Source organism: Mycobacterium toneyamaense, from assembly GCF_055384815.1.
In genome coordinates this window covers 2,836,044-2,861,593 of sequence record NZ_AP040333.1, presented here as the reverse complement: position 1 = coordinate 2,861,593, position 25,550 = coordinate 2,836,044, and the positions used below count along the sequence as shown (strand labels likewise).

Sequence of the window (25,550 nt, the reverse complement as noted above, 5' to 3'; positions counted from 1 at the left end):
GCGCGTCCCTCACCGATTACCCGGTGCGCCGGCGGTCAAACGGGCCAGTGCTGCAGCGACGGGCACCCTGCCGCCCAGCTGGACAGCATGTGATCGGCGAGCCGTCCCTCGATCGCGTCGAAGGCGCGAATACCGAAAACGATGTCCCGTTCCAGGCCGGGCTCGCGCGACACCAGGTCTGCCACGACGTCCTTGCGGACCACTTGTTCGTGAACCGCGTCGGCCTCGACGTGTTCCCGATAGAAGTCGACGCAGGGTCGCGGAGCGCCAAGTCTCTTGAGGCCCTTGACTATTCGGTGCGATCCCGGCGAGGAGGTCAGTTCGGTTGCGGCGAAATGCCCGACGGCCGCGCCACGCAGGTGGCGGTGCAGACCGAACATCGACATGAGATTCACCGCGGCCAGGGTGCTGCCCGTCGCATTGCCGAGGTAGTGCAAATAGTCGCTGCGCAGACCCGCGGCATCGAGCAGATCGGCGAACAGCCGCTGGTGCATGGACGCGTACCCGCCACGGCCGCCGTATTCGTCGTATTCCACCGCCACGAACGCGGCTTTCGCGCGACCGGTCAGCCGCGGAATGATCCACGACTGCGGGTCGGCTTCCTTGAGGTGGTACAGCGAGCGATGCACGAAGTACTCCTGCATCTGCGGCCACGTCGCCTGGTCTTGTAGGTAGACGGACAGACTCGAATCATCGACAGGCTCGGTGTCGCAGCGAGCCAGCTCGGCGTGCGCCGTGCTGTCCGGACTGATGGGGCCGACGAGCTCTCTCACGGCGGCCAGGAACCGCTCCTCGATGCGATGACGAACATCGAGGAGGGCGGGGTTCCATTCCCACTTTTCGTCGGTGCCGGCGAAGCCGCGGTAGTGCAGTTCGTAGCAGACGTACAGCGCCAACTGCAGGTCGAGGCCAAAGGGATCGGCGTTCGCGAGCGGCAACTGTATCCGCGCCAGATACTGCGTGGGCAGGCGCTCGCCCAGCAGTCCGATGACGACACTGGACACGGGACCGCGGGGGTCCGGTAGCAAAGGCTGAACAAGTTCTTCTGTGCACATGAGACCTCCCCGATACCCGCAGGCGTGGGAAGCTAAACCCGCTTCGCGCCACGGCCCACGTGTAGACGCCGGCACTACGGGTATCCCCGAGACATCATGAATCAGTCTGAGACACCCCTGCTCGATGCGCTTGTCCGCTATCGCTCAATCGGCGAGTACGGCTTCACCCCTCCCGGCCATCGACAGGGGCGTGGTACCGATGCCCGCGTACTGGATGCCCTGGGCGCGCAGCCGTTCTGGAATGACGTGCTGGCCAGCGGCGGCTTGGACGATCACCGCAACTCGAATGGATATCTGCGGCACGCCGAGGACCTGATGGCGGCCGCCGTGGGCGCCGACATGGCGTGGTTCTCGACATGCGGCAGCTCGTTGTCGGTGAAGGCCGCCATGATGGCGGTGGCCGGCGGCGACGGCAGCCTGCTGGTGGGCCGCGACAGCCACAAATCGATCGTTGCGGGCCTGGTGTTCTCCGGGGTGCTCCCCCGCTGGATCAGCCCGCGCTGGGATGCCGAACGGCACCTGTCCCACCCGCCGTCGCCGCAGGACGTCGCCGACGGCTGGAAGCGGTACCCCGACGCCGCCGGCGCACTGATCGTCAGCCCGTCCCCGTACGGCACCTGTGCCGACCTCGCGGGCATCGCAGAGGTCTGTCACGCAGAGGGCAAACCGCTGATCGTCGACGAGGCCTGGGGTGCGCACCTGCCGTTCCACGAGGACCTGCCCACATGGGCAATGGATGCCGGCGCCGACATCTGTGTGGTCAGTGTGCACAAGATGGGTGCCGGATTCGAGCAGGGCTCGGTGTTTCACGTGCAGGGCGACCTGATCGACGACCGCAGGCTTGCCGCCTGCGCCGACCTGCTGACGACCACCAGTCCCAGCGTGCCCATGTACGCGGCGATGGACGGCTGGCGGCGACAGATGGTCGAGGACGGGCATCGACTGCTCGGTGCCGCGCTCCGGCTGTCCGACGAGCTACGCCGCGATCTCGAACACATCGACGGCCTGCATGTTCTCGAGGATGAACTGCTCGGCGTCGAGGCGTCCCATGACCTGGACCGGCTCCAGGTTCTGGTCGACGTATCGGCCACCGGCATGTCGGGTTACCAGGCCCAGCAGTGGTTGCGGAAACAACACCACATCGACGTCGGCCTGGCGGATCACCGCCGAATCCTGATCACGCTGTCGATGGCCGACGACCGCGAGACGATCCGGCCGCTGGTGGTGGCGCTGCGCCAGTTACCCACGGCCGCTGCGGATTTCGAACCACCGCCGCACGTCCAGCTGCCGGCGCCCGAAGACCTGCAGCTGGAGACGATCCAATCACCGAGGGACGCGTTCTTCGGCCCGGTGGAGACGGTGCCCGTCGAGATGGCGGCCGGACGCGTCTCGGCCGAACAGATCACGCCCTATCCGCCCGGTATACCGGCCGTCGTCCCCGGCGAACTGATCAACGCCGAGGTCCTGGACTACCTGCGGACCGGCATCGCCGCGGGCATGTACCTGCCGGACCCCGCCGATCCCGAGCTCAAATCGGTGCGGGTCACCGCACCGCGGGTGTAGAACCGCCCGGCACCGGGCATTAGAACGTCGAGGACTGATCCCCAGGAGGCATCCCATGAAAGACCCCGTCGACCATGCTCGCACCACCCGGCCGCATGCCGGCGAAACCTTCAAGGACGGCACGAACGCCCCGGGCCTGGTGGCGGTCGGCCTGGCGGTGGCGACCTTGGTCGTGAGCTTGTACTTCTTCGCCGACGGCCGAGCGGACACCGGTGGAGTGGCCCTGGCGATCGCGGCAGTGCTGGCCGTGGGGGGCGGCGCCTGGCTCTACGCGCGGCACCGCCGCATCCGGCGCCGTGAACTCGACTACCTCGACACGCACCCCGGTGCGCCGCGGACGCCGCCGACGAGCTGACTCAGAAACCCGGGCTCCTCCCGTTGCCCAGGTAGCGCAGACCGGCGGCGGTCACCGTCCGCGAGTCGAGCACGTTCCGGGTGTCGATCACGACAGCGTCAGGTGCATGTTGCGCGATGCGCGGCCAGTCCAGGTCCCCGAACACCGGCCATTCCGTCAGTACGACGAGCGCGTCGGCCCCCTTGGCCGCGGTGTAGACATCGTCGACCGCGGTGACCCCGTTGTCGCGCAATACTTTCGGGTCGATCACCGCCAGCTGCGGATCGTATCCCCGGACCTCCGCGCCCTGCCGGGCCAGCGCTGCCGCGATGGTCAGCGCCGGCGAATCCCGGACGTCGGGGGTACCGGCCTTGAAGGTCAGGCCCAGCGCCGTGATGCGCGCCGATGCGACGGGTTCGGCCATGGCCGCCGACAACGCCCGCACTACCCGCGGGGCCTGCGCCGCGTTGGTGTCGCGCGAGGCGGCCACCTCGCGCAGCGCCACGCCGTGCAGCCGCGACGTATACAACAGCGCCGCACTGTCTTTGGGCAGGCAGGAACCGCCCCAGCCGGGTCCGGGCTGCAGGAACTGCCCACCGATGCGGGCATCGGCGCCCATGCAGCGGGTGACGTCGGCGATGTCCGCGCCGACCTCGGCGCACAGCGCAGCCAGCGAGTTGACGTACGAGAGCTTCACCGCCAGAAAGGCATTGCTGGCGTACTTGGCCAGCTCTGCGCTTTCCGGCGCCATCCGGAGCACCGAATCGGCAGTCGCCCCGTACAGGGCACCGACCCGGTCGGCGGCGGTGTCATCCATGGCGCCGATGAGGACCCGGTCCGGCTCGCGGGCATCGGCCACGGCATGGCTCTCACGCAGGAACTCCGGGTTGGATACCACGTGGATCCCCTTGTCGCGCACCGCGGTGGCGATGTCTCGGGTGGTACCGACCGGCACCGTGGATTTGACCGCGATCACGCTGCCCGGCGACAGGACCTGCCGCAGTTCGGTGACGGCCGACCACACCGCGCTCAGATCGGCGGCGCCGTCGGCACCGCTCGGTGTCGGCACGCACACGAACACCACGTCGCAATCCGACAATGCGCCGAAATCGGCACTGAAGCACAGGGTTCGGTCAGAAAGACCTGAGGTCAGGAGCTCGGCCAGGCCGGGTTCGTCGAGCGTGGCGATACCCTGGCGCAGCTGCGCCACCCGGGCGGTGTCGGTGTCGACGCACACAGTCCGATGTCCCCGCTCGGCCAGGCACACCGCAGTGGTGAGGCCGACGTAGCCCGCACCGACCGTGCCCGCCGTCATACGCGTTCCTTCAGTACGCCTTCTGTCGCCGCGATCACCCGTTCGACGGTGATGAGCAGCAATCCCCGATCTGGCCGGTCGGCGTGCGGGTCGCCCTGATCACCGGCCCACAACACGATGTGGGGGCCGGTGCCGGGCGGTCCCCACCGAGCCGGCGGCGTCGGGCCGAACAGCAGCACCGACGGCGTCCCCGTCGCCGTGGCGATGTGGCCGATGCCGGTGTCCCCACAGATGACCAATCGGCTGTCACTGATCAATGCCACCGTGCCCATGAGCCCGAGGCGGCCGGCCAGCACCGCGCTGTCGGGCAATCCGGCGCCCGCGGCGACCGCTCGGGCCAGGTCGAGTTCAGCGCTCGACCCGGTGATGACGACGCGCTCGCCGGCCCGGTGCAGCGCCGCGGCGACGGCTGCGAAGCGCTCGGCCGGCCATCGCCGGGCCGGCGCCGAGGCCCCGGGATGGATCACCACCGAGCCGGAGCGGTCCGGATATCCACGCGGTCGGCTGATGGCGAGATCGCCTGGGTCACAGGCGATGCCGGCCCATTCCAGCAACCCGCACCAGCGCGCCACGTCGTGCACGTCCTCACGCCACGGTGGTCCCGCGTATTGGGGAAAGGCATCATGCCGGTGAGTCAGCAGCGCTCCCGGGCGTATTGCGGCCAGATCAGCGATGCTCTCCGGGCCGCTGCCGTGCAGATTGACGGCCAGATCGGGCGGGCGGCGCCGCGGGTGCAGCCGCCCGAGCTCCGGTGTCGCGTCGACTTCGTCGACCGCACCGGACAGCAACGCCAGGCAGACATAGGGTTCGGGCGTGGCCAGCACGATCCGTGCATCCGGGTAGGCCCGGCGCAGTCCGCGCAGGGCCGGAAAGCTGGTCAGCAGGTCACCGAGACCGAGCGCACGCAACACCAGGATGTCGCGCGGTGCACCGATGGTGTCGGCCCACCTCACGGCCACGAGGGCTCCGTCGATTGGCACACGACCAACTCCCGAATCTCGCATCCGGCCGGCTGCGACAACGCGAATATCACGGTGTCGGCGACGTGTTCGGGGTCGTTCAGTTTGGCGTCGGGCGGCGGCTTGTACTGCTCGTCGCGGTCGTCGAAGAACGCGGTCCGCATACCGCCGGGGATCAGCGTCGTGACGCCGACCTCTCCGGCCAGCTCGGCGGCGAGCGCACGGCTGAAGCCGATGACGCCGAATTTCGACGCGCAGTACGCCGTGGCGTCGCTGACCGCCTTGAGGCCCAGCGTCGACGCGCAGGTGACGATGCGTCCATGTGCCGCTTTGAGATACGGCAATGCCGACCGCACCGCCGCCGCGGTTCCCAGCAGGTTGACGTGCACGACCCGCTCCCAGTCCTTGACCGGTACGTCCGCCAGCTTGCCGCACGAATCGATGCCGGCCGCGGTGAACAGTCCGTCCACCTGCCCGCCGCACTCGTCCGCCAGCAGGGCCACCGCGGCCTCGACCGCATCGGCGTCGGCAAGGTCCGCGCACTGGAACGGCACCGGCACCGACGGGATGTCGCGATCGATCACCATGGGCCGACCACCCTGCGCGGCAATCCTTTTCACGGTCGCGGCGCCGAGCCCCGAGGACCCGCCGGTGATGATGACGTTACCGATCATGGCTTGTTCCCTTCGTTCACGATCGCGCTGCGGCGATCAGATTGGATGACGAGTAACCGGCGACGGTCGGCAGCAGGACCACCTCACCGCCGTACCGGCGGACGACCTCGGCCTCGGGCAGTGGCGCGTCGGCGTAGTCGCCGCCTTTCACCCACACATCGGGGCGCAGCCGGGCCAGTGCCTGCGCGGGCGAGTCTTCGTCGAACACCAGCACCGCGTCGACGCAGGCCAATGCCGACAGCACGCGGGCGCGGTCGGCCGCTGCCATCACCGGCCGGCCCGCGCCTTTGAGGGCACGCACCGAACGGTCCGAGTTGATCAGGACCACGAGCGCGTCGCCCAACAGCCGGGCCTGGCGCAGCAACCGGACATGGCCGGTGTGCAGCAGGTCGAAGCAACCGCCCGCGGCCACCACCGTCGTCGCACGTGCCCGCAGCCGCTGCCGCACGGTTTCGATGTCACCGGTCAGCGCTTCGAACTCACCGCCGTCATCCGGCACATCGGTCACCGGCGTCGACACCGCGCCGGCGCCACCGGCCGCGACGAACTGCCCGGCCACACCGACCGCGGTGGTGACGGCCGAGCGCACGTCCTGCCCGTTACCCAGTTCAGTTGCCACCGACACCGCGAACCGGTCGCCGGCACCACAGGAATCACCTCCGGACACCCGGCCGACGAGCGATGGAATCTGCACGGTGCCAAGTGGTTCCGTATCGAGTACCGCACCTTGTGCGCCACACGTGACGCAGACCGCGGCGGCCTGCCAGTCCTTGCGCAGGGACGCCGCCGAGCGGCCGACCGCTTCGGCCTGGTTGGGCGTGACCAGTCGGCACCCGCGAACCGGGTCGCTTCCCCGGGGATGCGGATCCCACACGACCGGCACCCGCTGTGCCGCCGCCGACAACAGCGCCCGCAGCCCGGGATGCGCGGTGACGCCGCGCCCGTAATCGGCCACGCAGATCACCGCGGCATGCGCGATCGCATCCGCTGCCTCGGCGGGAACCTCGTCAGGAGCGGCGGTACCCGAACCCCGGTCGATCCGCAGCACGCACTGGCCGCGGGCCCGCACCCGGGTCTTGCATACGGTGCCGCCGAGCATCGGCAGCGGCACCACCCGGACACCCGCGCTGGACAACAGCCCGGTCAGCTGACGACCGTCGCGGTCGTCGGCGACAGCGGTCACCAACGTCACGTCGTCGGCCGACCGGGCGGCCAGCAGCGCCGCGAGACCGGCGCCACCGGGACGATGCCAGACCCGCTCGGTGTCGATCACGGGCACCGGGGCGTCCGGACTCAGCCGCTCGGCCGCCCCGTCGATATCGACGTCCAGCAGTGAATCGCCGACGATCACAATCGAATCAGCCACGCGGCACCACCTGGAGCCGCTCGTCGACCTCGATGCACAGCGCGTGAACCAGGAACAGATGCAGTTCCTGGACGGTGGCCGTCGAGGGCGCCTCCACGCAGATGGCGTCTTCGCAGATGGCGGCCAACGGATTCGGCGCCGGGCCGGTCAGGGCCCAGGTGGTCATCCCGATCTCGTGGGCTGCCTTCACCGCCGCCAGGACGTTGGGACTCGAACCGCTGGTGGACAAGGCGACCAGCACATCTCCCGGTCGGCCGTGCGCACGTACCCCGCGGGCGAACATCTCCTCGACCCCGTAGTCGTTGACGATCGCGGTGAGTGCGGACGTATCCGCGTGTAAGGCGATGGCCGACAACGGGTTCCGCTCGTCACGGAAGCGGCCCACCAACTCGGCGGTGAGATGCTGGGCCTCGGCCGCGCTACCACCGTTGCCGCAGGCGAGCAGCCGCCCTCCGCCGTCGAGCAGGTCCGCGAGTCGGCAGCCCCATCGGCTCAACCGTGGCGCCTCGATGCCGATCCGGTCAACGGCCTGCGCCAACGCCGAGATGTGCGCTGTGATCATGGCATTCTCCCAACTGAGTGACTGCCGCCAGCACCTCCGCGTCGGAGATGCCGTCCAGGCAGGGATGGCCGCGCACCGGGCACGTGCGGGCCCGGGTGCCCCGGCACGGTGCGGACTGATCACCGAGCCGAATGACGTTGCGCGTGTATGGACTCCATTGACTGGCGGGGACCACGGGGGCGAACAGCGACACCACTGGCGCACCGACCGCCGCGGCCAGGTGCGCGGGTCCGGTATTGGGTACGACGACCGCGTTGGCGTGCCGGAACACCGCGGACAATTCGCCGAGAGTGGTCCGGCCGCCCAAATCCAGTGCCGCCGTTCCCGCGACCTGCGCGGTGAGCCGACGTTCGCCCGGACTCCCGGTGACCAGTACGCGATGCCCCGCGCCCACCAGGGCCCGCACCATCGCCGCGCTGCGCGCCGCGCTGGGCCGGCGGGCCGGAACCGCCGCACCCGGGTGGAACACCACGTATCCCCCGCCACCGAGTTCACCCTCCAGCTGCTCCGGCAGCTCCCGGTGTCGCACCCGCAGCGCGCCGTCGTCGCTGTCGGGTAGCTGACAGCCACCGGCACATACCAGCGAAAGGGCCCGCAACGGCTCGGGAACGTCGGGCGTCACATGGTGACGGAGATCGAGCAGGGTCCCGGGATAGTCGTCGCAGATGGCGCCGATCCAGGGCACCTCCGCCATCCGGCACAGCAGTGCCAGCGGCAGCGGCGACTGGTGGAACGAGGTGGAGATGTACACCCGCTGCGGCGCGATGGCCCGCAGCGCCGCGATCAGCCGGAAGGCGTGCTCGCTCGTGAGATCCGGTGAGTCGAAGTCGACCCACGGTGCCTGCCACTCGACGATGTCGTCAACTCCGGGGAGCAGCTCGGCGGCGGCGCGGCCGCGGGGACCCACCAGCATGGTCACATTGCTGTGGGCGGCGACGGCGCGGACGGCCGGCCCGGTGATCAACACATCGCCCGCGCTGTCCAGCCTGGCGAACACCGTCGTGCTCATCGGCACTCCCGCAGTACGAGATTGACCGCGTCGGTGAGCGTCGACGCCACTCGCGCTCGGCGGCAAGCAGATTCGATCTCCTGCGGCAACGTGCGGGCCGTGGGGACCAAGATGGCCTCGGCGTCCGCGGCCAGCGCTGCGTCGACATCGCTGCCGGTGTCCCCGATCAGGACGCAGCGCGACGCGGGTACACCGAGCGCTTCGGCGGCTGCGTGCACCATGCCGGGCGACGGTTTGCGGCAGAAGCAGCCGTCGTCGGAGGCGTGCGGGCACACCTGCCAGGAATCGAACGGCCCCAACAGCGAATTGACCATCGCGTTGACGCTCTCCAGCTGATCCGGACTGATCAGTCCGCTGGCGACACCGGACTGATTGGTCACGACGCCGAGCAGCAGTCCCTGTTCGCGCAGCCGATTCAGCGCCATCGCGGCGCCGGGCACCGGCACCACCCCGGCCGGGTCGTTGAGGTAAGGGCCGTCCTCGATGATGGTGTCGTCGCGGTCGAACAGCACTGCCAGCGGCGGCTCCTTGCGGGCACGGCAGAACATCCACGTGCCGCGGAGCCGGTGGCGCACCGCCACCGGCGGAATGACGACGCTGGTGATCAGCAGGCGGGCCGCCCAGAACAGCCCGCGCGGCCCGGAAAGGTAACGGCGCAGCCAGAATTCGGTGGTCAGCGCGGCCCAGACCGCAGCACCCACCCGCACCGGCTGGCGGCGCCGGGCCAGGACGCCCAGCACGGTGGTCAGGGCAGCCGCCGTGGTGACGGTGTGCGCTGCGATACGGCCACGGCCCTCCCCGATCGCGGTTCTCCAGCCGCGACCATGTTTGCGGCGCATCAACGCGTCGTCGGTGTTGCCGACCTGTGCGCGGACCGCACTCAGCATGGTCGACTGAGCCACCGGGTGGATGGATCGTCTTGTGCCCCAGTCGATCCTGCCGCCGGCCCGGGTGATGCGCAGCGCCAGGTCGGAGTCTTCGCGGTAGGCCCGCGGAAACCGCTCGTCGAATCCGCCGACCTGGACCAGAGCCGAGCGGCGATAGGCCAGGTCCGCGGTGATCCACTGGGCGCCCGCCAATCTCTCGGTGCGGCGCTCGTCGTCGGTGAGCCGGCGCTGCGTCGGCACCGGAACCGCGATCCGCCCCTGAGAGCCGACGGCACCATCGGCGTCGGCGGCCGCCAGGTCACCCTTCAACGCGGCCAGCCACCCGTCGGCGGGCACCACATCGTCATCGAGAAAACAGAATCCACCGCGCCGTCGCACTGCGCCAACCGACGTTGCGCGCGGCCGCTGGACCGCGTCCGCCGCTGCGCAGCACCGTGAGCGGCACCCTCGACACCGGCAGCAGCAGTGCCGGCACGGAACTGGGGCGATCGTCGACGATGATCACCTCCGCCGGGCTGATGCCTGGCGAATCATCCAGTGCGGCAATGAGGTCATGCAGGGATGCTCGGCCAATGGTCGGGATCACGATGGCGGCGTCCAGGTGTGGGTTCATCGCAGCCCCTGTGCGCGGCGCACCACGTAGGGACCGATGACGAGCATGTCGATCGGTGCGCTGCCGAAGCATTCGAGGGCGTCGCGTGGACTGTCGACCATGGGCCGGCCGGCGGTGTTGAAGCTGGTGTTCACCACCACCGGGACTCCGGACAGCTCGGCGAATTGCGCGATGGTCGCGTGCAGCAACGGCTGCGCGGTGGCGTCGACGGTCTGGATTCGCGCGGTACCGTCCACGTGGGTGACGGCGGGGATGCGCGGGCGCCAGTCCGGCGCGACGTCGTGCACGAACAGCATGTAGGGGCTCGGTATCGGGCCACCGCTGAAGATCTCGTCGGCCCGCTCGGCGAGCACCATGGGCGCGACGGGCCGGAACTGCTCGCGGCCCTTCACATCGTTCAGGCGCTCCAGGTTCTCCGAGCGTCGCGGATCGGCGAGCAGGGACCGGCAGCCGAGGGCCCGCGGGCCGTACTCCGACCGTCCCTGGAACCAGCCGATGAGATTGTTGTCGGCAAGCGCTCGGGCGACGGTGCCGGCCAGATCGGCCGGGCGCTCGAACGGAACCGCTGCGGTGGTGAGGGTTTCGGCGATCTGCTCGTCGGACCAGTCCCGGCCGAGGGCCGCCGACGCCATCGGGACGATCGGTTCGCCGGCTTCGGCGGCCAGCGCCAGCGCCGCACCGAGGGCCGTCCCGGCATCACCGGCGGCGGGCTGCACCCACACGCGACGGAACCCGCCGCGGCGGTGGATCTCGGTGTTGGCGACACAATTGAGTGCGACACCGCCGGCCAGGCAGAGGTTCTCGTGATCGGTCGCGTCGCGCAGCCAGTGCACCAGTTCGAGCAGCACGTCTTCGACGACCCGCTGCACGCTGCACGCGAGATCGACCCTGTCGTCCCAATCGGTGCCGAACGACGCCCAGTCGACCGGCCAGGTGCAGAAGCCGCCATCGCCGGTGGCGTATACGGATTCCCGCAGCTGATCGGCGAATCGCGGTTTGCCGTAGGACGACATCGCCATCACCTTGTACTCGTCGGACGACCGCTTGAACCCGAGGTGTTCGGTGAGCTCCTCGTACAGCAGTCCCAATGAATGCGGAAGGTCCTGGGCGGCAAGGATGTCGAGCTTGTGGTCGGTGCAGCTGCCCGCGAGCATCGACGTGCTTTCGCCGCGACCGTCGACGACCAGGACAGCACAATCCGGGTCGGGCGCCGCCAGGGCGCTGGACGCCGCGTGCGCGACATGGTGCCGCACAAACCGCACCTTGGCCGGATCCAGCCTGGGCAGTGCGGTTTTGAGGAAATGTGGGGCACGTTCGGCATACAGCGTGCGGAGGTATTCCCAGTCCCGGTCGAGGCCGCCGCGGTCGGCAGGGATGTCGCGCATCAACCGGGGGTCGTACGAGTATCCGACCGCGTCCAGGTCGGACGGCGCCAGCCCCGCGCGCTCCAGGCACCATCGGGCCGCCTGTACCGGGACCTCCCACGTCGCGAAGGGCACCGCGGACTTGCCGTGCTTGCGACGGCTGAACCGTTCTTCCTCCGCCGCGGCGATGATCTGGCCGTCCACCACGACGGCAGCGGCCGGATCGTGGAAGACCGCATTGATTCCGAGTATTCGCACTGCTAAACCCCCTGCCCGGCAAACCATTTGATGGTCTCCGACAACCCGTCGCGATAGCTGACCCGAGGCCTCCAGCCCAGCAGCGCCATCGCGGTGCTGATGTCCGGACAGCGCCGGTGCGGGTCGTCGGCGTCGGCCGGTTCGAACTCGATGGGCGAGGAACTGCCGGCGAGCTCCCGGATCAGCTCGGCGATCTGCAGGACCGTGAGCTCGTCGGGGTTGCCGATGTTCACCGGTCCGGCACAATCGGATTCGCCGAGCGCGACCAGCGCGTCGACCGTGTCGTCCACATGGCACAGCGACCGCGTCTGCTGACCCGTGCCGTGCACCGTCAAGGGTGTACCCGCCAAGGCTTGCCGGCAAAACGTCGGGACGACACGTCCGTCGTCACCGCGCATGCCGGGTCCATAGGTGTTGAAGATGCGCGCCACACCCACGTCCGCCGAGTACGTCCGCCGATGTGTGAACACCAGCGCCTCCGCGAACCGCTTCGCCTCGTCATACATGCTGCGAGGGCCGATGGGATTGACGTTGCCCCAATAGGATTCGCGTTGTGGATGCTCGAGCGGGTCACCGTAGACCTCGCTCGTCGAGGCCAGCACCAGCCGCGCGCCGGTTTGGGCTGCCAGGCCCAGCGCGTTGGACGTCCCGGCCGAACCGACACGTAGCGTCTGCTCGGGCATCCGTTGGTAGTCGATGGGTGACGCCGGGGACGCAAGGTGGAACACCACGTCCAGTGGCCCGCCCGCGACGCTCGGATCCAGCTTGTCGGCGATGTCGAGCTGGACGAACCGGTAGCCCGGATACTGTGCGGCCAGGCCGATTCCGGCATCACCTGCGGTGCTGAGGTCGTCCACGCACGTCACCTCGTAGCCGTCGCTGAGCAGTCGCCGGCAGAGATGCGTGCCGAGGAAGCCGGCGCCTCCGGTCACGAGTGCGCGTCGTCGATCAGCCATGAGCGTTTGCCGTTCTGCTGGGCGGGTAGTGGGAGCCGTTGTGAACCAGGGCACCGAAGAAAAACTCACGTTCGTGATCGCGACACGTGATCGCGAGAGCGAACTGGCTGCCGTCGTCGAGCGACTGCTGCAGACGACGGGCTGTCCGATCATCGTGGTCGACAACCATTCTCGTGACGGTTCGGTTGCCCGAATGCGTCAGCTCGAGCAGACCACCGACCGGCTCCGTGTGCTTCCGCTCGGCTCGAACCTCGGTGCCGTGGCCCGAAATATCGGCGTCGCCGCCTGCCGAACTCCGTATGTCGCGTTCTGCGATGATGATTCGTGGTGGGCCGCTGACGCGGTACCGCGGGCCACCGAAATCTTCGATACGCAACCGAACATCGGCCTGATCGCCGCCCGGACCGTGGTCTGGCCCGGTGATCGCGAGGACCCGGTGTCGAGCATGCTGGCCGCCAGCCCGCTGCCGCGCCGTTCCGGTCTGCCCGGGCCGCCGGTGCTCGGATTCCTGTCGTGTTCGGCGATGGTGCGCAAATGCGCCTTCCAGGCCGCGGGTGGCTTCAGCCCGATCCTGCACTTCCGAGGTGAAGAACAGCTGCTGGCAATGGATCTCGCCGCCCTGGGCTGGGAGTTGTGCTACTGCGCCGAGCTGACCGCGATACACCGCCCGTCCACGGTCCGGCCGCCGACGGCCGCGCAGGATGCCCGTGCGCTGCGTAACGCCACACTGACCACCTGGTTGCGCCGCCCGGCCAAGCAGTGTGCCGAGGCCACGGCCACGCTGCTCCGGGCGGCCATGAACGACCGGGAGTACGCGCGGGCCGCCCTGGAGGCGCTGTTGCGGGTGCCGGCCGTGCTGAGCGGGCGCCGGCTGCTGCCCGCGGAGGTCGAGGCGGCCGTCCGTCTGCTGGAGGCCCCTCATCCCGACAACGCCCGCGGCCGAGAGGGACGAGCATCGAACCAGAAGCCCGACGCCGCCAACCGGTCATAGATTCTCAGCGTCTCCGCCGCCACGCGGTCCCAGGAGTACCGGGCCTGCGCGCGATGACAGCCGGCCTCCCCCATGGCCCGGCGGCGCGAGTCGTCCGCCAGGAGTTCGTTGAGGACATCGGCGAGCAGATCAGGACGCCGCGGCGGCACCAGGCGGCCGGTGACACCATCCACGACGGTGTCGAGCATGCCACCGACCGCGGACGCCACCACCGGCACGCCACAGGCCATCGCCTCCAGCGGGACGATCCCGAACGGCTCGTACCACGGGGTGCACGCGACAACATCCGCCGAACGCAGCACCGCGGGCATATCAGCACGCTCCACCGACCCGTACAGCCGCACCCGCTTCGCGACGCCGAGCTCGCGGGCCAGCGCCAGTAGCCGCTGTGCCTCGCTGTCGGCACGCAACGCGGCCTTGTCGGGACCACCGACGATGACGAGTTCGGCGTCGGGTATCCACTGCAGCGCACGGATCATGACATCGAATCCCTTGCGCTGCACGAATCTGCCGACGCTGACGATGCGTGGGCGCGCCTTACGGGCGGCGGCCCGCCCGTCGGGACGGAACAACTTGAGGTCGACGCCGCACGGCACGACCGAGATCCGGGACCGCTCGCGGCCCAGACGCATCAGCTCGAAAACTTCATCGGTGCATGTCGCCGCCACCCAGGTGGCTTCCCTTGCCACCAGCTTCTCCAAGGTGAGCCGCTCCCGCGGACTGGTGTCCTGGTCCTTCTGGTACCTCCGCTTGACCACACCCAGCGCGTGGAACGTCTGCAGGGCAGGCAAATTCAGTTTCTTCGCCGCCAACTGCGTGGCAACGCCGGACATCCAGAAGTGGGCGTGCGTGACGTCGGGACGGGTCTGTGCCCACTCATCGTGGAGAAACCCGCCGAACTGCCCCATGTACGGCAACAGGTCGTCCTTGGGAACCGGGCGCGGCGGGCCGGCGGGCACATGCACCACCGTGTACCCCTCCGGCGCGATGACGCGCTCCGGCACGTCGGGATCGTCCCGACGGGTGTACACGTCGACCCGGTGCCCATGTCGACTGAGCGCCGCCGACAACGCCGCCACGTGGACGTTCTGCCCGCCCGCGTCGGCCCCGCCAAGTGCCGCAAGCGGATTGGCGTGCTCGGAGACCATGGCAATTCTCATCGTTCCCTCTTCCGGTCAGTGGCAGACGTCATCGATCACGCGGTTCCAGTCGGCCAGGAACCGGTCAAGTGCGAAGTGCTCGGCAGCGAACTCGCGGGCCGCCTTGCCCGCCAGCGCTGCCGCGGCGGGATCGTTCACGAAGTCCAGCAGGCCTCGCGACAGGACCTTCACGTCGGCGCCGACGACACCCGCGCGGGACGGCACCACCAGCGGCGCCATCGTCGAGGCGACCGCCACGATCGGCATGCCGAGGTACATCGCCTCGACCAACGACAGTCCCAGGGATGTCCATCGCGCGGTATGCAGATACACGCGGCGGCGTGCGACTCGACGCCACAGCTCGGGCGCGGGGATATCGCCCTTGCCCCGCAATCGATCTCGCGGGTCGGCCTGACGGCGGTTGAGTTCCTTGGTGTCGATCCCCCACACCTCGATCGGGACAGCTCGCGACAGCTCGCCGAGCAGGTCGGCGCCCACCGTGCGCCATCTGCGTAGCGGCTCGTTGATCATGGCCGCGGCCCCGGCGATGTCACCGGTGTAGAGCGGGCCGGGATCGGCGATGCCGTGATCGATGACCTTGGTCGGTGCAATTCCGTTGTCCCACATCAGCCTGTTGAATTCGGTGACATGGATCAGCGGGATGTCCCGCCGGTCGGCGAGCGGATGCACACTGTCCACCGCGTTCGGGCGCGGCGCGTTGTGCTCGACGTAGACGGCCGGCACGTCGACTCCGGGACGCCGCCGCAGCCACCGTTGTGCTTCGTCCAGTTCCCCGGGCCGCTGCAACACCACCAGGTCGACATCGGCAGCAGCCAGTTCCGAGAGCGGAATCTCTTGTGCTCGTGGCCAACTCCGGCCACACAAGCCACGCGCGTCACGATCGGGTGCCGCAGCCCCAACAGGCACGAGGTAGCGGTGCGGGCCGGCCACGAACGACTCCATCCAGGCGCCGTGCACATGCCACACCAGCACCGATTGCTCGCGGTCTGCTGTCATGCGGGCCGAGGTACCCGAGGGTTCGGCACTTAAACACCCGAAGTGTTTTCCGGCGCGTGGGACGGGTATCCGCTCTGACATGACACCAGAACAGTTCCCGGACGCAGTCCCCGACGCAGACGCCGTCGAGCAGTCGCGTGACGTCCAAGAACCGGTCCTCGATGACGAGGCCGCGGTCACCGGCCGCGACAACCCGCCGCCGGAGGCCGCCGCACACGATTGGTTGGAGCAGACCGCGGATGTCGAAATTGATGCCGACGAGGACGATTTCGGACGCGATGCCTGATGGAAACACCGATCCCCTATCCCGGGCACACCGCCGACATGGCAGAACAGCCGCATGATGAGATGCGCCAGTACGTCGGCCGCGGGCTGCTGAAAGGTCGCCGGGCCCTCATCACCGGCGGCGACTCCGGCATCGGGCGCGCGGTGGCGGCGGCGTTCGCCAAGGAAGGTGCGGACATCGCCATCGCCTACCTCGAAGAGCACGACGACGCGACGCACACCGCGAGCATCGTGGGCGCGGCCGGACGGACGTGCGCCCTGTTCCCCGGTGATCTCGGCGAGGCCGCCCATTGCCGAGAGGTGGTGGCGCGCACCCTCGCCGAGCTCGGCGGGCTGGACATCGTCGTCAACAATGCCGCATATCAGGCGCCTACAGACGATCTCACCGACATCACCGATGAGCAGTGGCGGCGGACGTTCGCCGTGAACATCGACAGTTACTTCCAGGTGACCAAGTCCGCCCTGGCGCATCTCCCGGACGGCGCCGCGATCATCAACACCGCGTCGGTGAACGGGCTACGCGGCAATGCGTCGCTGATCGACTACTCGGCCACCAAGGGAGCCGTCATCGCGTTCACCTACGCGCTGGCCCAATCACTGGCCAAACGCCGCATCCGCGTGAACTGTGTCGCCCCCGGGCCGGTCTGGACGCCGCTCATCCCGGCCACCATGCCGCAGGAGAAGGTCGAGTCATTCGGCGCCCACGCACCGTTGGGGCGGCCGGCCCAGCCGGACGAGATCGCGCCGTCGTACGTCTTCTTCGCCGCCGACCAACTGTCGTCGTACTACAGCGGTGAAGTGCTGGCGCCCCTCGGCGGCGAGACGATGCCGGGATGATGTTTGGGCCGGTCCCGCACGGGAAATCCCTGCCCCATGATCATTCGTAGGATCGCCCGTCCACTTCTGGCCACCGCGTTCATCGGACAGGGCGTCGAAACCCTGTTGAACACCGACTCCGGCGCCCAGGCCGTACAGCCGGCGCTCGACGGACTGAAGGACATGCCGGAACCCGTCGCACGCAATGTGCCCTCCAACGCCGTCGCCGTGGCGCAGGCGACCGCGGCCGCTCAGGTCGCCGGCGGGCTGTTGCTGGCCACCGGACGCATTCCGCGCGTGGCCTCGGCAGTTCTCGCGGCCACGGTGATTCCCGCAAACCTCGGTAACCACATGTTCTGGGCCGAGGACGATCCCGAGGCGAAAGCCGCCAAACGCCGGGGCTTCCTGGCCGACCTGAGCCTGCTCGGCGGTCTGATCCTCGCCTCCGCGGATACCGCCGGAAAGCCGTCGCTGGGATGGCGGGGTCGGCGCGCCGCGAAACGGGCGGCCGAGGCCCTCTCATCGACGGTGCCGTCCAGGACGGAAGTTGCGCTCGCCCGCATGCCGGAAGTGGGCGAAAAGCTGGGCCACGGCGTCCAAACCGGCTTCGAGCACGGCCGTGAGCTCGCCGGCGTCGCGCTCGAGAAGCTGGAAGGCGGGCTCGAGAAGGCTGCCCCGTATGCGGAATCCGCCTACCGGAAAGCCAGCGCCCGCGCCTCGGAGTTGGCCGACACGGTGGGAGACGGCTTGGAAAAGGCCGCCCCCTACGCGGAATCCGCGTACCGGAAAGCCAGTGCGCGTGCGTCTGAATTGGCCGACACCGCAGTCACCACCGCGAAGAAGGCGAAAGCCCGGGCCTGAGGCCCGGGCTTTCGCCCCTCTTGTCACGTCAATACCAGTACCGGCGTCCGGCGACGGCATGACCGGCTGCCCCGAGGAGCCAGAAGATCGCGCCCACCACGACGAGCACGATGCCAAGGACCCACAGCAGATACACGTTGAAGACGAAGCCCAGGATGAGCAGGACTACTCCCAAAGCAATCATGATGATCGATTCCTTTTCTCAGATGCGGTTCACCGCATGGCACTCGGTTGCGGCAGTCGGCAATCGACCACCTTCGGATTGACCCCGGCGTAGTTCAACGGCCCGGCGACCACGGTCAGCGCGATACGCCCTGCCGAGCCGCAGCTCGTGTCGCCGCCGCGGAAATAGTCGCGTTGCCAGGCCGCCAGCACCCCGATCAACAGCCAGACCACCACGATGACGCCCACGCTTCCTCGCAACATGGCTCCTCCTAGACAGACCTCTCTGGTCTCATGGAAAGAAGTACCCATGGGTGCGTGATGGCAAACTAACGCGCGAGAAAAAGAACCCGCGACCGGTGCTTACCGGTCCAGCCGAAGTCGGGCCGCCAGCTCGATGAAGGCCATGGCGAAGTCGTTTCCGGCCGCCAGTTCCCGGATTCGCGGCCAGTCGAGTTGCTCACGGACCGCGCGCACCGCCGGCAGCAGCGGAGCGAAGTCACAGTGATGTTCGTTGAGCGTCAGCAGCTTCTGGGTGATCACCGCATCGGGCGTCAGGACCGGCATCGAGATGGCCAGTACCTCGCGATCCACGGCCCCGGCGAGAAGAGCGGAGTCCACAGGCACGCCGTTGAGTCGGTGCAGAACATCGACGAGCACGCCCTTGAAGTACGCTTTGAACAGCCAGTCTTCGGGTGTTCGCTCGATGTCGAATCCGTTCTGGCCCAAGATCTTCACCGCCGCCTCGGTGTCCGGCTCGGGCACGACGAAGTCGACATCGTGGTCGGGTTCCGGCGCGCCGTGGACCCACAGCGCGTAGCTGCCGGCAAGGGCGAAACTCTGGCCGTTCGCCTTGAAGGCACTTGCCGCGGCGCGCAGTGCGTTTCTCAGCTGGGTGCGCTCAGGACACATGACGCACCGAGCAATCAAAGTCGGCGTTCGGGGGTAACGAGTCATCATGACTTCGATGCGCCTCGCGACCTTCAACATCCTGCACGGCCGCACCGTCGGCGACGGGGTCCATCTCGACCGGCTTCGTCGCAGCATCAGCATCCTCGACCCGGACATCCTGGCGCTGCAGGAGGTGGATTTCGATCAAACGCGTTCCGGCCGGGCGGATCTGACCGCCATCGCAGCTGAGGTCATGAACGCCGTCTCCCACCGGTTCGTCGCCGCCATCACCGGAACGCCCGGCGCCACCTGGATCGCGGCCACCGGTGAGGAACATCCCGAATCGGCGGCGTACGGCATCTCTCTGCTCTCGCGGTATCCGGCGACCAGCTGGCAGGTGCTGCGGCTGCCCCGGATACCGACCCGCTTTCCGATGTATCTGCCGGTGCCCGGCAGGTTCATGATCGTGCACGAAGAGCCCCGCGCCGCTGTGCTCGCACGGCTCGAGACGCCGTTGGGCGCCATGACGATCGCCGGGACCCACTTGTCGTTCGTACCCGGCTGGAATCGACATCAGCTGCGGCAGCTGGCCCGCACAGTCCGCGCGCTGCCCGGGCCACACATCATCGCCGGAGACCTGAACATGGCGGCGGAACCAGCCGAGCGCTGGTCGGGCATGCGTTCGCTGGCCTGTGCCAACACGTTTCCGGCTGAAGCACCGGCCCAGCAGCTCGACCACCTTCTCACTGACGACCGGCAACTGGCCGTGCTCCGACACACCACCCCGGAGGTGGAACTCTCGGATCACCGCCCGCTGGCTGTCACCGTGACCCGGCATTGACGGGTGTTACCCGTTTCCGCCCGCATCAAAACCGCCCAGGTCATGCGGCGTTACCGAATTGACGCGTTTGCCCATGCCGCATCCCGGTTATATCGGAGAGGTTGGATCCAGAGAGGAAGCCCGAATGCTGAGCTCCGAAATCTCGCCTGAGTGCGCAAACGTCTATCTGCCGCAACATGATTCGCGATTATTGATCGAGACCATGCACCGCTGCTGCCACCCGGCGGGCATGCGCGTCGCGGACCTGTGTACCGGCAGCGGGGTGGCAGCGATTGCTGCCTCCGGTGCCGGAGCGCACAGCGTCGTCGCCCTCGATACGTCGCAAGCCGCCGTCGCGGCGGCCCGCGCCAATGCACGGCTGGCCGGTTGCCGCATCGATGCGCGGCTCGGTTCCTGGTCGGCGGCACTGGGGCTCGAGCCCTTCGACCTGGTGCTGTGCAACCCGCCGTATGTGCCCGAGCCTGCGAGCGAACCGGTGATCGTCGGCGCCGGTGGTCCGCCCACATCCTTCAATGCCGGCCCTGACGGCCGGCTCATCCTCGATCCACTCTGCGCCGCGGCGCCCGCGCTGCTCAGGCGCGGCGGCGCAGCGCTCATCGTCCACTCCGAGTTCGCCGATGTCGCGAGCAGCGTCGCCGCCTTGCGAGGCGGCGGCCTTCAGGTCGACGTGGTGGCGCGCCGGACCATCCCATTCGGGCCCGTGATGACCGCTCGCGCACGGTGGTTGGAGGACTCCGGTCGACTGACACCCGGGCGGCGCACCGAGGAACTGGTTGTTATCAAAGCGGTGAAGCCATGAGTCCCGCGCGCAGAACCGTGCGCATCGTGCCCCGCGGCCCGATGCTGATCCAGGGGCCGGTCGAGGTCGAACTCGAAGACGGGACCCGGGTGTGCTCTGACAGATTCATGGTCGCGATCTGCTGCTGTCAACGCAGCAAGACCTATCCGTGGTGCGACACCAGCCATCGGCGGCAGAACCGGTCTACCGCCGATGGCCGAAAGGCCGGCGCCGATCAGGCGCAACCCACTTGAGCGCGCAGATCGCGCAGGGTGCGGTCCAGAATCCGTGACACATGCATCTGGGAAACGCCGATCGAGTCGGCGATCTGCCGCTGCGTCATGGCACCGAAGTACCGGAGATAGAGCACCTTCTGCTCGCGTCGAGGCAGCGCCGCCAGTAGGGACCGTACCGACTCACGATCCGTCACGCGGTCGAATCCGGCATCCATCTCACCAAGGGAGTCGCCGAGCGCCTGCGCTCGCGAGTCATCGTCGACGACGTTCACATCCAGCGACTGGGGCTGATACGCCTTGGCTGCCACGATGCTCTCGACCACCTGGTCACGGTCGATCTCCAGCTCCTCGGCGAGCTCCTCGATACTCGGCGCTCTCCTCAGGTCATTGGTCAAATACGCAGTGGCACAGGAAATATCGTGCTGCCGATCGCGAATTCTCCTGGGTACGTGGACTTTCCAGCCATAGTCTCGGAAGTATCTGCGCAGCTCTCCCATCATCGTGGGCAGGGCGAACGCCACGAATCGTGATCCTCGCGCGGGGTCGAACCGGTTGACGGCCTGCAGCAACCCCACCCGAGCCACCTGGATCAGGTCTTCGAGATTCTCGCCGCGGCGGTCGAAGTGGCGTGCCACCCGGTCGGCCAGCGGGCAGCACCGCAGCACGATGCGTTCGAGTTGACGGGCATAGGCGGCCGAGCCGGGCGGTAATTGACGGAGCATCACGACCATCGCGACCACATCCGCATATTCGTCAGGAGTTTGTTCGAGCTCTGCGCCGGCCTCTACCGGCTCGCTCGCTTCACGAAAGTCGTTTTCCAACACAGAAACTGACATGCAGCACCCCTTCCAGGGTGTGACAGCACGCGCGACACCACCGATTGACGGCATAGCTAATTGGTCCGCGACGTGCTGGCTTCCGCCGTGGGGGCGGAACGGCAATCTGCCGAAGTCGAGCCCAATTGCAATCGGCGAATCCTGAGAATGGAGGCCCCGCTCTGGACCGGATTCACGCGCCGAGCTGCAGTACCCTCGACTATCGCCGCTTTTGGCTAAGCGGCCACGCTGTAACAGCGTCGTGCTTCTCACAGTACACGGGGCTACCCGGCGCCACCACCGGAACGGGCGATGTACTCCTGCGCCTTGGTCTTCATCCCCTGATACACCAGGTGCCAGCCGTTGGGATCACCCTTGAGCACACCGCGGCGGTCAGGTCTTTGATCTGTTCGTAGGTCGCGTGCGGAGGGATCGGCGGCACTTCGGGGTCGCACCTGACGTCCAGCACGACGGGGCGATCGGCACCCAGCGCCCGATCCCAGGCCTCGCCCAGCCGGTCGGGATCGTCGACCGCGATGCCATCCAGCCCCATGGCACAGGCAATCTCGGCATACGAGACGTCCGGTAGCGATTGTGACGGCACGAACTTGGGCGCTCCGCCCATTGCCCGCAACTCCCAGGTGACCTGATTGAGGTCGCCATTGTGGAAGACACACACCACCAGGCGCGGGTCGGACCATTGCTCCGCGTAGCGCTTGATGGTCAGCAGCTCGGCCATGCCGTTCATCTGCATCGCGCCGTCGCCGACGAGCGCCACGACCGGACGGTCCGGATGCGCGAACTTCGCACCGATCGCGTACGGCACCCCGCACCCCATGGTGGCGAGCGTGCCCGACAGCGAACCGCGCATCTCAGCGCGTAACTTCAGGCACCGCGCATACCAGTTGGTGGACGAACCGGAGTCTGCCGTCACGATGGCGTCGGCCGGTATCCGCTGTGAGAGCTCCCACACGATCCGCATCGGATTCACCGGGCGGGCCGACAACATGCACTGGCGCTCGACGGTGTCCCACCAGCGAGACACGTTGTGCTCGATGGTGTCTCGCCATTTCCGGTCGGTCTTCGGTTCCACCAGCGGCAGGAGCGCACCGAGCGCGGCACTCGCGTCGGCGACGATGTTCACCTCGGTCGGGTACCGCATGCCGATCGCGGTTCCGTCGATGTCGATCTGAATCGCCCGGGCCTGACCGAATTTCGGCAGGAACTGGCTGTAGGGAAAATTCGATCCGACGATCAGCAGGGTGTCGCAGTCGCGCATCATCTCGTAGCTCGGCCGCGACCCGAGCAACCCGATGGACCCGGTGACGTACGGCAGCTCGTCGGATAGCACATCCTTGCCCAGCAGCGCCTTGGCGACCCCGGCGCCCGTCTTGTCCGCAAGTTCGCGCACCTGGTCGGCGGCCTGGCGGGCACCCTGGCCGACCAGAATCGCCACGCGCTCACCGGCATTGAGCACATCGGCTGCCTGGCGGACCTGTTCGTTCTGTGGATACACCGCCGGCGGCACATACTCCGGATCACTCGACGGCACCTGCTTGAACGCGTGCTGCGGAGGTTCGTATGGCTGCTCCTGCAGATCCGACGGGATCACCAGGGCCGTCGGCGCCCGCCGGGCCAGCGCGATGCGGATCGCCCGGTCGAGCGCGTTGGGTAGTTGGTTGGCGACATTGACATCGACCAGGTAATCACTGGCGACATCCTTGAAGAGACTGTGCAGGTCGACTTCCTGCTGATAGCTACCACCCATCGCGCTGCGCGCCGTCTGGCCCACGATCGCCACCACCGGAACGCGGTCGAGCTTGGCGTCGTACAGCCCGTTCAACAGGTGGATGGCGCCCGGCCCCGATGTCGCCATACAGACACCGAGCCCACCACCGAATTTGGCGTATCCCGTGGCGCCGAACGCTGCCATCTCTTCGTGGCGGGTCTGGATGAACTGCGGCACATCATCGCTCCGGCCGAATGCGGAAACGATCCCGTTGATGCCGTCACCCGGATAGGCGAATACGTGACGGACATGCCATTGCCTCAGCCGCTCGAGCAGGTAGTCCCCAACAGTCATCGTCATCCTGGCGTGGTACCCGTGAGGTACCGGACGAAACAGGCGTTTCGCGGTTCGGCCGCCCGGGTACGCCCTCAACAGGACAGTCCCAAGGAAACCGCTACCACCCGGGAGGTGTCGATGTCTGAGGTCCAGGCCGGGGCGATCGCGCAACACGATGCAGACGCACAGGGAGCCGGACACCGGCGACGCACCGTCATCAACTGGGTACTGGCCGGCCTCACCGTGCCAGGTGCCCTCGCCATCATCCTGTATCAATACGCCCAGGTCCTGGCGACCGCGGGTTGTTCCGAACGCACCTGCGCCAAGCTGGGCCCGAGCCCGTTCGTATTCGGGCTGATCGAGTACGGCGCACCGGTGGTCGCGGTGCTGGCCATCGCGATCTCATTCGTGACCGCACGCACCCGGCGTGGCATCGTCGTACCGCTGGTCGCCTGGGCCCTGTTGATCGCCGGGTTCGCCGTCCTCACGTTCACGTTCGAAACCCCTTGACAGGAAAGGGGTTCCGATGACCACTGAAACGAAGATCGAGGCCGTCCGGCCCGCGGACGTCACGAAGGGCGACGTCATCGAGGACCCGGCGGGTGGCCGTTGGCTCACGGTCCGTGAGATCCAGGTGGACTCCTCGCCCTACAAGGACATCTTCAGCTTCTACGGTTCGGGACCCGATGACCGCATCATCGTGGTCGACAAGGAAAAAGTTCGGCGTAAGAGCGATGTGTCTGATGACGGGCGAGCACGGTGACGAGGGACCATCCGACCAGCGCTGGGACCGGATGGCCCGTCACGAGACGGAAATCGAACGGCTGGACCGCAATTGGTCGAGTCTGTTGCAAGAACTCCGCGTCGCTCAGACCGGAGTGCAGCTGCTCACCGGCTTTCTGATGACATTGCCGTTCCAGCAACGGTTCACCACACTGGATGACCAGAGCCAGACCGTCTACCTGGCGACCGTGGCCTTCTCGGTCGCGTCGGCGATTCTACTGATAGCACCAGTTGGCATGCACCGCATACTGTTTCGACAACGACGCATGTCCTTGATCGTCGCCGCAGCCCACCGATGCGCCTTCTACGGCCTACTCCTGCTCGGTATGGCCCTTACCGGAGTGACCGAACTGATCTTCGGTACCGTCGCGGGCCAGGTGGCGGGCTGGGTCGCCGGCGGCATCGGCCTGGCCGGCTTCTGCACGTTCTGGGTGCTGGTGCCTTTGGCCATGCAGAACAGCGGACGCAACGATACCGCTCGCGCACAATAGTTTTCGCGCAAGAAGCGGCCCGGCCTCCCCACCGTGAAAGGAGGCCGGGCCGTTCTTGGTTCACTGGTTCTGCTGCTGCCGTTTCTCCGCGGCCTGCGCACCGGAGCGGGCCGACTCGGTCTCCGCCTCTTTCTTGGCCGCATCGCGCTCGGCGTCGGCCTTGTCCTGCTGGGCCTGGCCCTCACGGACCATGTCATCCCGGCCGACGACGCTACCCGCAGCTTCCTTCAGCTTGCCCTTGACACCCTCGACGGTGCCCTTGATGCCCTCTTCAGGACCACTCTTGTTCTCTCCCACTGCATTTCCTCCTTGTGTTCGCGCGCTTGGCGAGCAGCACCTCGGCCTGCTCGGCGCATTTGATTCCGTTGAACAATCCGGCACTACCGACATACCTGGTCTACGCCCATCGGAAACCTGCTCCGGCGCAACGTTTGATCAAAATCCGGCGTGGGTATCGAGTGCCC

Annotated in this window: 30 protein-coding genes and 1 pseudogene; 12 read left to right on the top strand and 19 right to left on the bottom strand. The window is 67.8% G+C overall.

What is annotated here, in order from left to right; translation table 11 throughout:
* Window positions 1-35 precede the first annotated feature (35 nt).
* Entirely contained in the window at window positions 36-1,055 is a 1,020-nt protein-coding gene (locus ACZ5IQ_RS13905) for an iron-containing redox enzyme family protein (RefSeq protein ID WP_133426715.1), read from the bottom strand.
* 96 nt (window positions 1,056-1,151) lie between these two features.
* Between ACZ5IQ_RS13905 and ACZ5IQ_RS13900 the strand changes: the two genes are divergently transcribed.
* Both ACZ5IQ_RS13900 and ACZ5IQ_RS13895 read left to right on the top strand, forming a co-directional pair.
* Complete coding sequence (locus ACZ5IQ_RS13900) at window positions 1,152-2,618, top strand: aminotransferase class I/II-fold pyridoxal phosphate-dependent enzyme (RefSeq protein WP_406774723.1); 1,467 nt, start codon at window positions 1,152-1,154, stop codon at window positions 2,616-2,618.
* Window positions 2,619-2,673: 55 nt separating this feature from the next.
* The gene (locus ACZ5IQ_RS13895) at window positions 2,674-2,973 is read left to right on the top strand and encodes a hypothetical protein (RefSeq protein WP_464481361.1); all 300 of its coding nucleotides are present in this window, start codon (window positions 2,674-2,676) and stop codon (window positions 2,971-2,973) included.
* A gap of 1 nt (window position 2,974) precedes the next feature.
* On the opposite strand, the gene ACZ5IQ_RS13890 is transcribed toward ACZ5IQ_RS13895, so the two are convergent.
* From ACZ5IQ_RS13890 to ACZ5IQ_RS13845, 10 genes are read right to left on the bottom strand one after another with little or no spacing between them, the layout of a single operon-like run.
* Window positions 2,975-4,267: a UDP-glucose dehydrogenase family protein gene (locus tag ACZ5IQ_RS13890; RefSeq protein ID WP_406783603.1), complete on the bottom strand. Its 1,293-nt coding sequence runs from the start codon at window positions 4,265-4,267 to the stop codon at window positions 2,975-2,977.
* The gene (locus ACZ5IQ_RS13885; protein WP_406783602.1) at window positions 4,264-5,226 is read right to left on the bottom strand and encodes a glycosyltransferase family 9 protein; all 963 of its coding nucleotides are present in this window, start codon (window positions 5,224-5,226) and stop codon (window positions 4,264-4,266) included. Before ACZ5IQ_RS13885 ends, ACZ5IQ_RS13890 begins: the two co-directional genes overlap by 4 nt.
* Window positions 5,217-5,900, bottom strand: coding sequence for an SDR family oxidoreductase (locus ACZ5IQ_RS13880; protein ID WP_406774726.1), 684 nt, complete (start codon window positions 5,898-5,900; stop codon window positions 5,217-5,219). The genes ACZ5IQ_RS13885 and ACZ5IQ_RS13880 overlap by 10 nt, the downstream gene beginning before the upstream one ends.
* Window positions 5,901-5,916: 16 nt before the next feature.
* A complete protein-coding gene (locus ACZ5IQ_RS13875; protein WP_406783601.1) occupies window positions 5,917-7,266 on the bottom strand; it encodes a PfkB family carbohydrate kinase in 1,350 nt (449 codons plus the stop codon).
* On the bottom strand, window positions 7,259-7,828 hold the full coding sequence (locus ACZ5IQ_RS13870; protein ID WP_318984495.1) for a D-sedoheptulose-7-phosphate isomerase: 570 nt from the start codon (window positions 7,826-7,828) through the stop codon (window positions 7,259-7,261). Before ACZ5IQ_RS13870 ends, ACZ5IQ_RS13875 begins: the two co-directional genes overlap by 8 nt.
* The gene (locus ACZ5IQ_RS13865; protein WP_406783600.1) at window positions 7,788-8,837 is read right to left on the bottom strand and encodes a glycosyltransferase family 9 protein; all 1,050 of its coding nucleotides are present in this window, start codon (window positions 8,835-8,837) and stop codon (window positions 7,788-7,790) included. Before ACZ5IQ_RS13865 ends, ACZ5IQ_RS13870 begins: the two co-directional genes overlap by 41 nt.
* Complete coding sequence (locus ACZ5IQ_RS13860; protein WP_464481360.1) at window positions 8,834-10,102, bottom strand: HAD-IIIA family hydrolase; 1,269 nt, start codon at window positions 10,100-10,102, stop codon at window positions 8,834-8,836. The genes ACZ5IQ_RS13865 and ACZ5IQ_RS13860 overlap by 4 nt, the downstream gene beginning before the upstream one ends.
* Window positions 10,068-10,337, bottom strand: a complete 270-nt coding sequence (locus ACZ5IQ_RS13855) for a glycosyltransferase family 2 protein (RefSeq protein WP_464481359.1) — start codon at window positions 10,335-10,337, stop codon at window positions 10,068-10,070. Before ACZ5IQ_RS13855 ends, ACZ5IQ_RS13860 begins: the two co-directional genes overlap by 35 nt.
* A complete protein-coding gene (locus ACZ5IQ_RS13850) occupies window positions 10,334-11,959 on the bottom strand; it encodes a carbamoyltransferase family protein (RefSeq protein ID WP_406783598.1) in 1,626 nt (541 codons plus the stop codon). Before ACZ5IQ_RS13850 ends, ACZ5IQ_RS13855 begins: the two co-directional genes overlap by 4 nt.
* Before the next feature lie 2 nt (window positions 11,960-11,961).
* Window positions 11,962-12,915 (bottom strand): NAD-dependent epimerase/dehydratase family protein, encoded by a 954-nt coding sequence (locus ACZ5IQ_RS13845; protein ID WP_318984491.1) that lies wholly within the window; start codon window positions 12,913-12,915, stop codon window positions 11,962-11,964.
* A 40-nt stretch (window positions 12,916-12,955) separates the two neighbouring features.
* On the opposite strand from ACZ5IQ_RS13845, the gene ACZ5IQ_RS13840 reads away from it, so the two are divergent.
* Window positions 12,956-13,906 carry a glycosyltransferase family 2 protein gene (locus tag ACZ5IQ_RS13840; protein WP_406804593.1) on the top strand — a complete coding sequence of 317 codons (951 nt, stop codon included), beginning with the start codon at window positions 12,956-12,958 and terminating at the stop codon, window positions 13,904-13,906.
* Here ACZ5IQ_RS13840 and ACZ5IQ_RS13835 read toward each other — a convergent pair.
* Together ACZ5IQ_RS13835 and ACZ5IQ_RS13830 are read right to left on the bottom strand one after the other, a co-directional pair.
* Window positions 13,834-15,066 carry a glycosyltransferase gene (locus ACZ5IQ_RS13835; RefSeq protein WP_318984489.1) on the bottom strand — a complete coding sequence of 411 codons (1,233 nt, stop codon included), beginning with the start codon at window positions 15,064-15,066 and terminating at the stop codon, window positions 13,834-13,836. The two genes, ACZ5IQ_RS13840 and ACZ5IQ_RS13835, sit on opposite strands and share 73 nt — an antisense overlap.
* Before the next feature lie 15 nt (window positions 15,067-15,081).
* Window positions 15,082-16,062, bottom strand: a complete 981-nt coding sequence (locus tag ACZ5IQ_RS13830) for a glycosyltransferase (protein ID WP_318984488.1) — start codon at window positions 16,060-16,062, stop codon at window positions 15,082-15,084.
* Window positions 16,063-16,141: 79 nt separating this feature from the next.
* Here ACZ5IQ_RS13830 and ACZ5IQ_RS13825 point away from each other — a divergent pair, with 79 nt between their 5' ends.
* Genes ACZ5IQ_RS13825 through ACZ5IQ_RS13815 form a run of 3 tightly spaced genes read left to right on the top strand, consistent with a single transcriptional unit; the run spans window position 16,142 to window position 18,024 of the window.
* Window positions 16,142-16,348 (top strand): hypothetical protein, encoded by a 207-nt coding sequence (locus ACZ5IQ_RS13825; RefSeq protein WP_318984487.1) that lies wholly within the window; start codon window positions 16,142-16,144, stop codon window positions 16,346-16,348.
* On the top strand, window positions 16,348-17,184 hold the full coding sequence (locus ACZ5IQ_RS13820; protein WP_318984486.1) for an SDR family oxidoreductase: 837 nt from the start codon (window positions 16,348-16,350) through the stop codon (window positions 17,182-17,184). Before ACZ5IQ_RS13825 ends, ACZ5IQ_RS13820 begins: the two co-directional genes overlap by 1 nt.
* Before the next feature lie 36 nt (window positions 17,185-17,220).
* Window positions 17,221-18,024 carry a DoxX family protein gene (locus ACZ5IQ_RS13815; protein ID WP_406804592.1) on the top strand — a complete coding sequence of 268 codons (804 nt, stop codon included), beginning with the start codon at window positions 17,221-17,223 and terminating at the stop codon, window positions 18,022-18,024.
* 28 nt (window positions 18,025-18,052) lie between these two features.
* On the opposite strand, the gene ACZ5IQ_RS13810 is transcribed toward ACZ5IQ_RS13815, so the two are convergent.
* The 3 genes from ACZ5IQ_RS13810 to ACZ5IQ_RS13800 form a co-directional block, all read right to left on the bottom strand.
* Window positions 18,053-18,208, bottom strand: coding sequence for a DUF6131 family protein (locus tag ACZ5IQ_RS13810; protein WP_165605920.1), 156 nt, complete (start codon window positions 18,206-18,208; stop codon window positions 18,053-18,055).
* Between the two features lie 29 nt (window positions 18,209-18,237).
* Complete coding sequence (locus ACZ5IQ_RS13805) at window positions 18,238-18,450, bottom strand: hypothetical protein (RefSeq protein WP_090562272.1); 213 nt, start codon at window positions 18,448-18,450, stop codon at window positions 18,238-18,240.
* Window positions 18,451-18,549: 99 nt separating this feature from the next.
* A complete protein-coding gene (locus tag ACZ5IQ_RS13800) occupies window positions 18,550-19,098 on the bottom strand; it encodes a nucleotidyltransferase family protein (RefSeq protein ID WP_464481358.1) in 549 nt (182 codons plus the stop codon).
* 55 nt (window positions 19,099-19,153) lie between these two features.
* On the opposite strand from ACZ5IQ_RS13800, the gene ACZ5IQ_RS13795 reads away from it, so the two are divergent.
* The 3 genes from ACZ5IQ_RS13795 to ACZ5IQ_RS13785 all read left to right on the top strand — a co-directional run bounded on the left by ACZ5IQ_RS13795 (window position 19,154) and on the right by ACZ5IQ_RS13785 (window position 20,950).
* The gene (locus ACZ5IQ_RS13795) at window positions 19,154-19,918 is read left to right on the top strand and encodes an endonuclease/exonuclease/phosphatase family protein (protein WP_464481469.1); all 765 of its coding nucleotides are present in this window, start codon (window positions 19,154-19,156) and stop codon (window positions 19,916-19,918) included.
* Between the two features lie 73 nt (window positions 19,919-19,991).
* Window positions 19,992-20,717 (top strand): methyltransferase, encoded by a 726-nt coding sequence (locus ACZ5IQ_RS13790; protein ID WP_464481357.1) that lies wholly within the window; start codon window positions 19,992-19,994, stop codon window positions 20,715-20,717.
* Complete coding sequence (locus tag ACZ5IQ_RS13785) at window positions 20,714-20,950, top strand: CDGSH iron-sulfur domain-containing protein (RefSeq protein WP_464481356.1); 237 nt, start codon at window positions 20,714-20,716, stop codon at window positions 20,948-20,950. Before ACZ5IQ_RS13790 ends, ACZ5IQ_RS13785 begins: the two co-directional genes overlap by 4 nt.
* Here the strand turns inward: ACZ5IQ_RS13785 and ACZ5IQ_RS13780 are convergent.
* Together ACZ5IQ_RS13780 and ACZ5IQ_RS13775 are read right to left on the bottom strand one after the other, a co-directional pair.
* Window positions 20,932-21,663 carry a SigB/SigF/SigG family RNA polymerase sigma factor gene (locus ACZ5IQ_RS13780; protein ID WP_464481468.1) on the bottom strand — a complete coding sequence of 244 codons (732 nt, stop codon included), beginning with the start codon at window positions 21,661-21,663 and terminating at the stop codon, window positions 20,932-20,934. The genes ACZ5IQ_RS13785 and ACZ5IQ_RS13780 overlap by 19 nt on opposite strands.
* Window positions 21,664-22,031: 368 nt before the next feature.
* Window positions 22,032-23,836 (bottom strand): annotated as a pseudogene (locus ACZ5IQ_RS13775) (thiamine pyrophosphate-requiring protein).
* A gap of 114 nt (window positions 23,837-23,950) precedes the next feature.
* Here ACZ5IQ_RS13775 and ACZ5IQ_RS13770 point away from each other — a divergent pair.
* The 3 genes from ACZ5IQ_RS13770 to ACZ5IQ_RS13760 are packed head-to-tail and all read left to right on the top strand — an operon-like array spanning window position 23,951 to window position 25,086.
* The gene (locus ACZ5IQ_RS13770; protein WP_406802683.1) at window positions 23,951-24,322 is read left to right on the top strand and encodes a hypothetical protein; all 372 of its coding nucleotides are present in this window, start codon (window positions 23,951-23,953) and stop codon (window positions 24,320-24,322) included.
* A 16-nt stretch (window positions 24,323-24,338) separates the two neighbouring features.
* On the top strand, window positions 24,339-24,575 hold the full coding sequence (locus tag ACZ5IQ_RS13765; RefSeq protein ID WP_406774739.1) for a hypothetical protein: 237 nt from the start codon (window positions 24,339-24,341) through the stop codon (window positions 24,573-24,575).
* Window positions 24,556-25,086 (top strand): DUF6328 family protein, encoded by a 531-nt coding sequence (locus ACZ5IQ_RS13760; protein ID WP_464481355.1) that lies wholly within the window; start codon window positions 24,556-24,558, stop codon window positions 25,084-25,086. Before ACZ5IQ_RS13765 ends, ACZ5IQ_RS13760 begins: the two co-directional genes overlap by 20 nt.
* A gap of 60 nt (window positions 25,087-25,146) precedes the next feature.
* Here ACZ5IQ_RS13760 and mbp1 read toward each other — a convergent pair whose 3' ends face one another.
* Window positions 25,147-25,383: a microaggregate-binding protein 1 gene (mbp1, locus tag ACZ5IQ_RS13755; protein ID WP_212811607.1), complete on the bottom strand. Its 237-nt coding sequence runs from the start codon at window positions 25,381-25,383 to the stop codon at window positions 25,147-25,149.
* Window positions 25,384-25,550 lie beyond the last annotated feature (167 nt).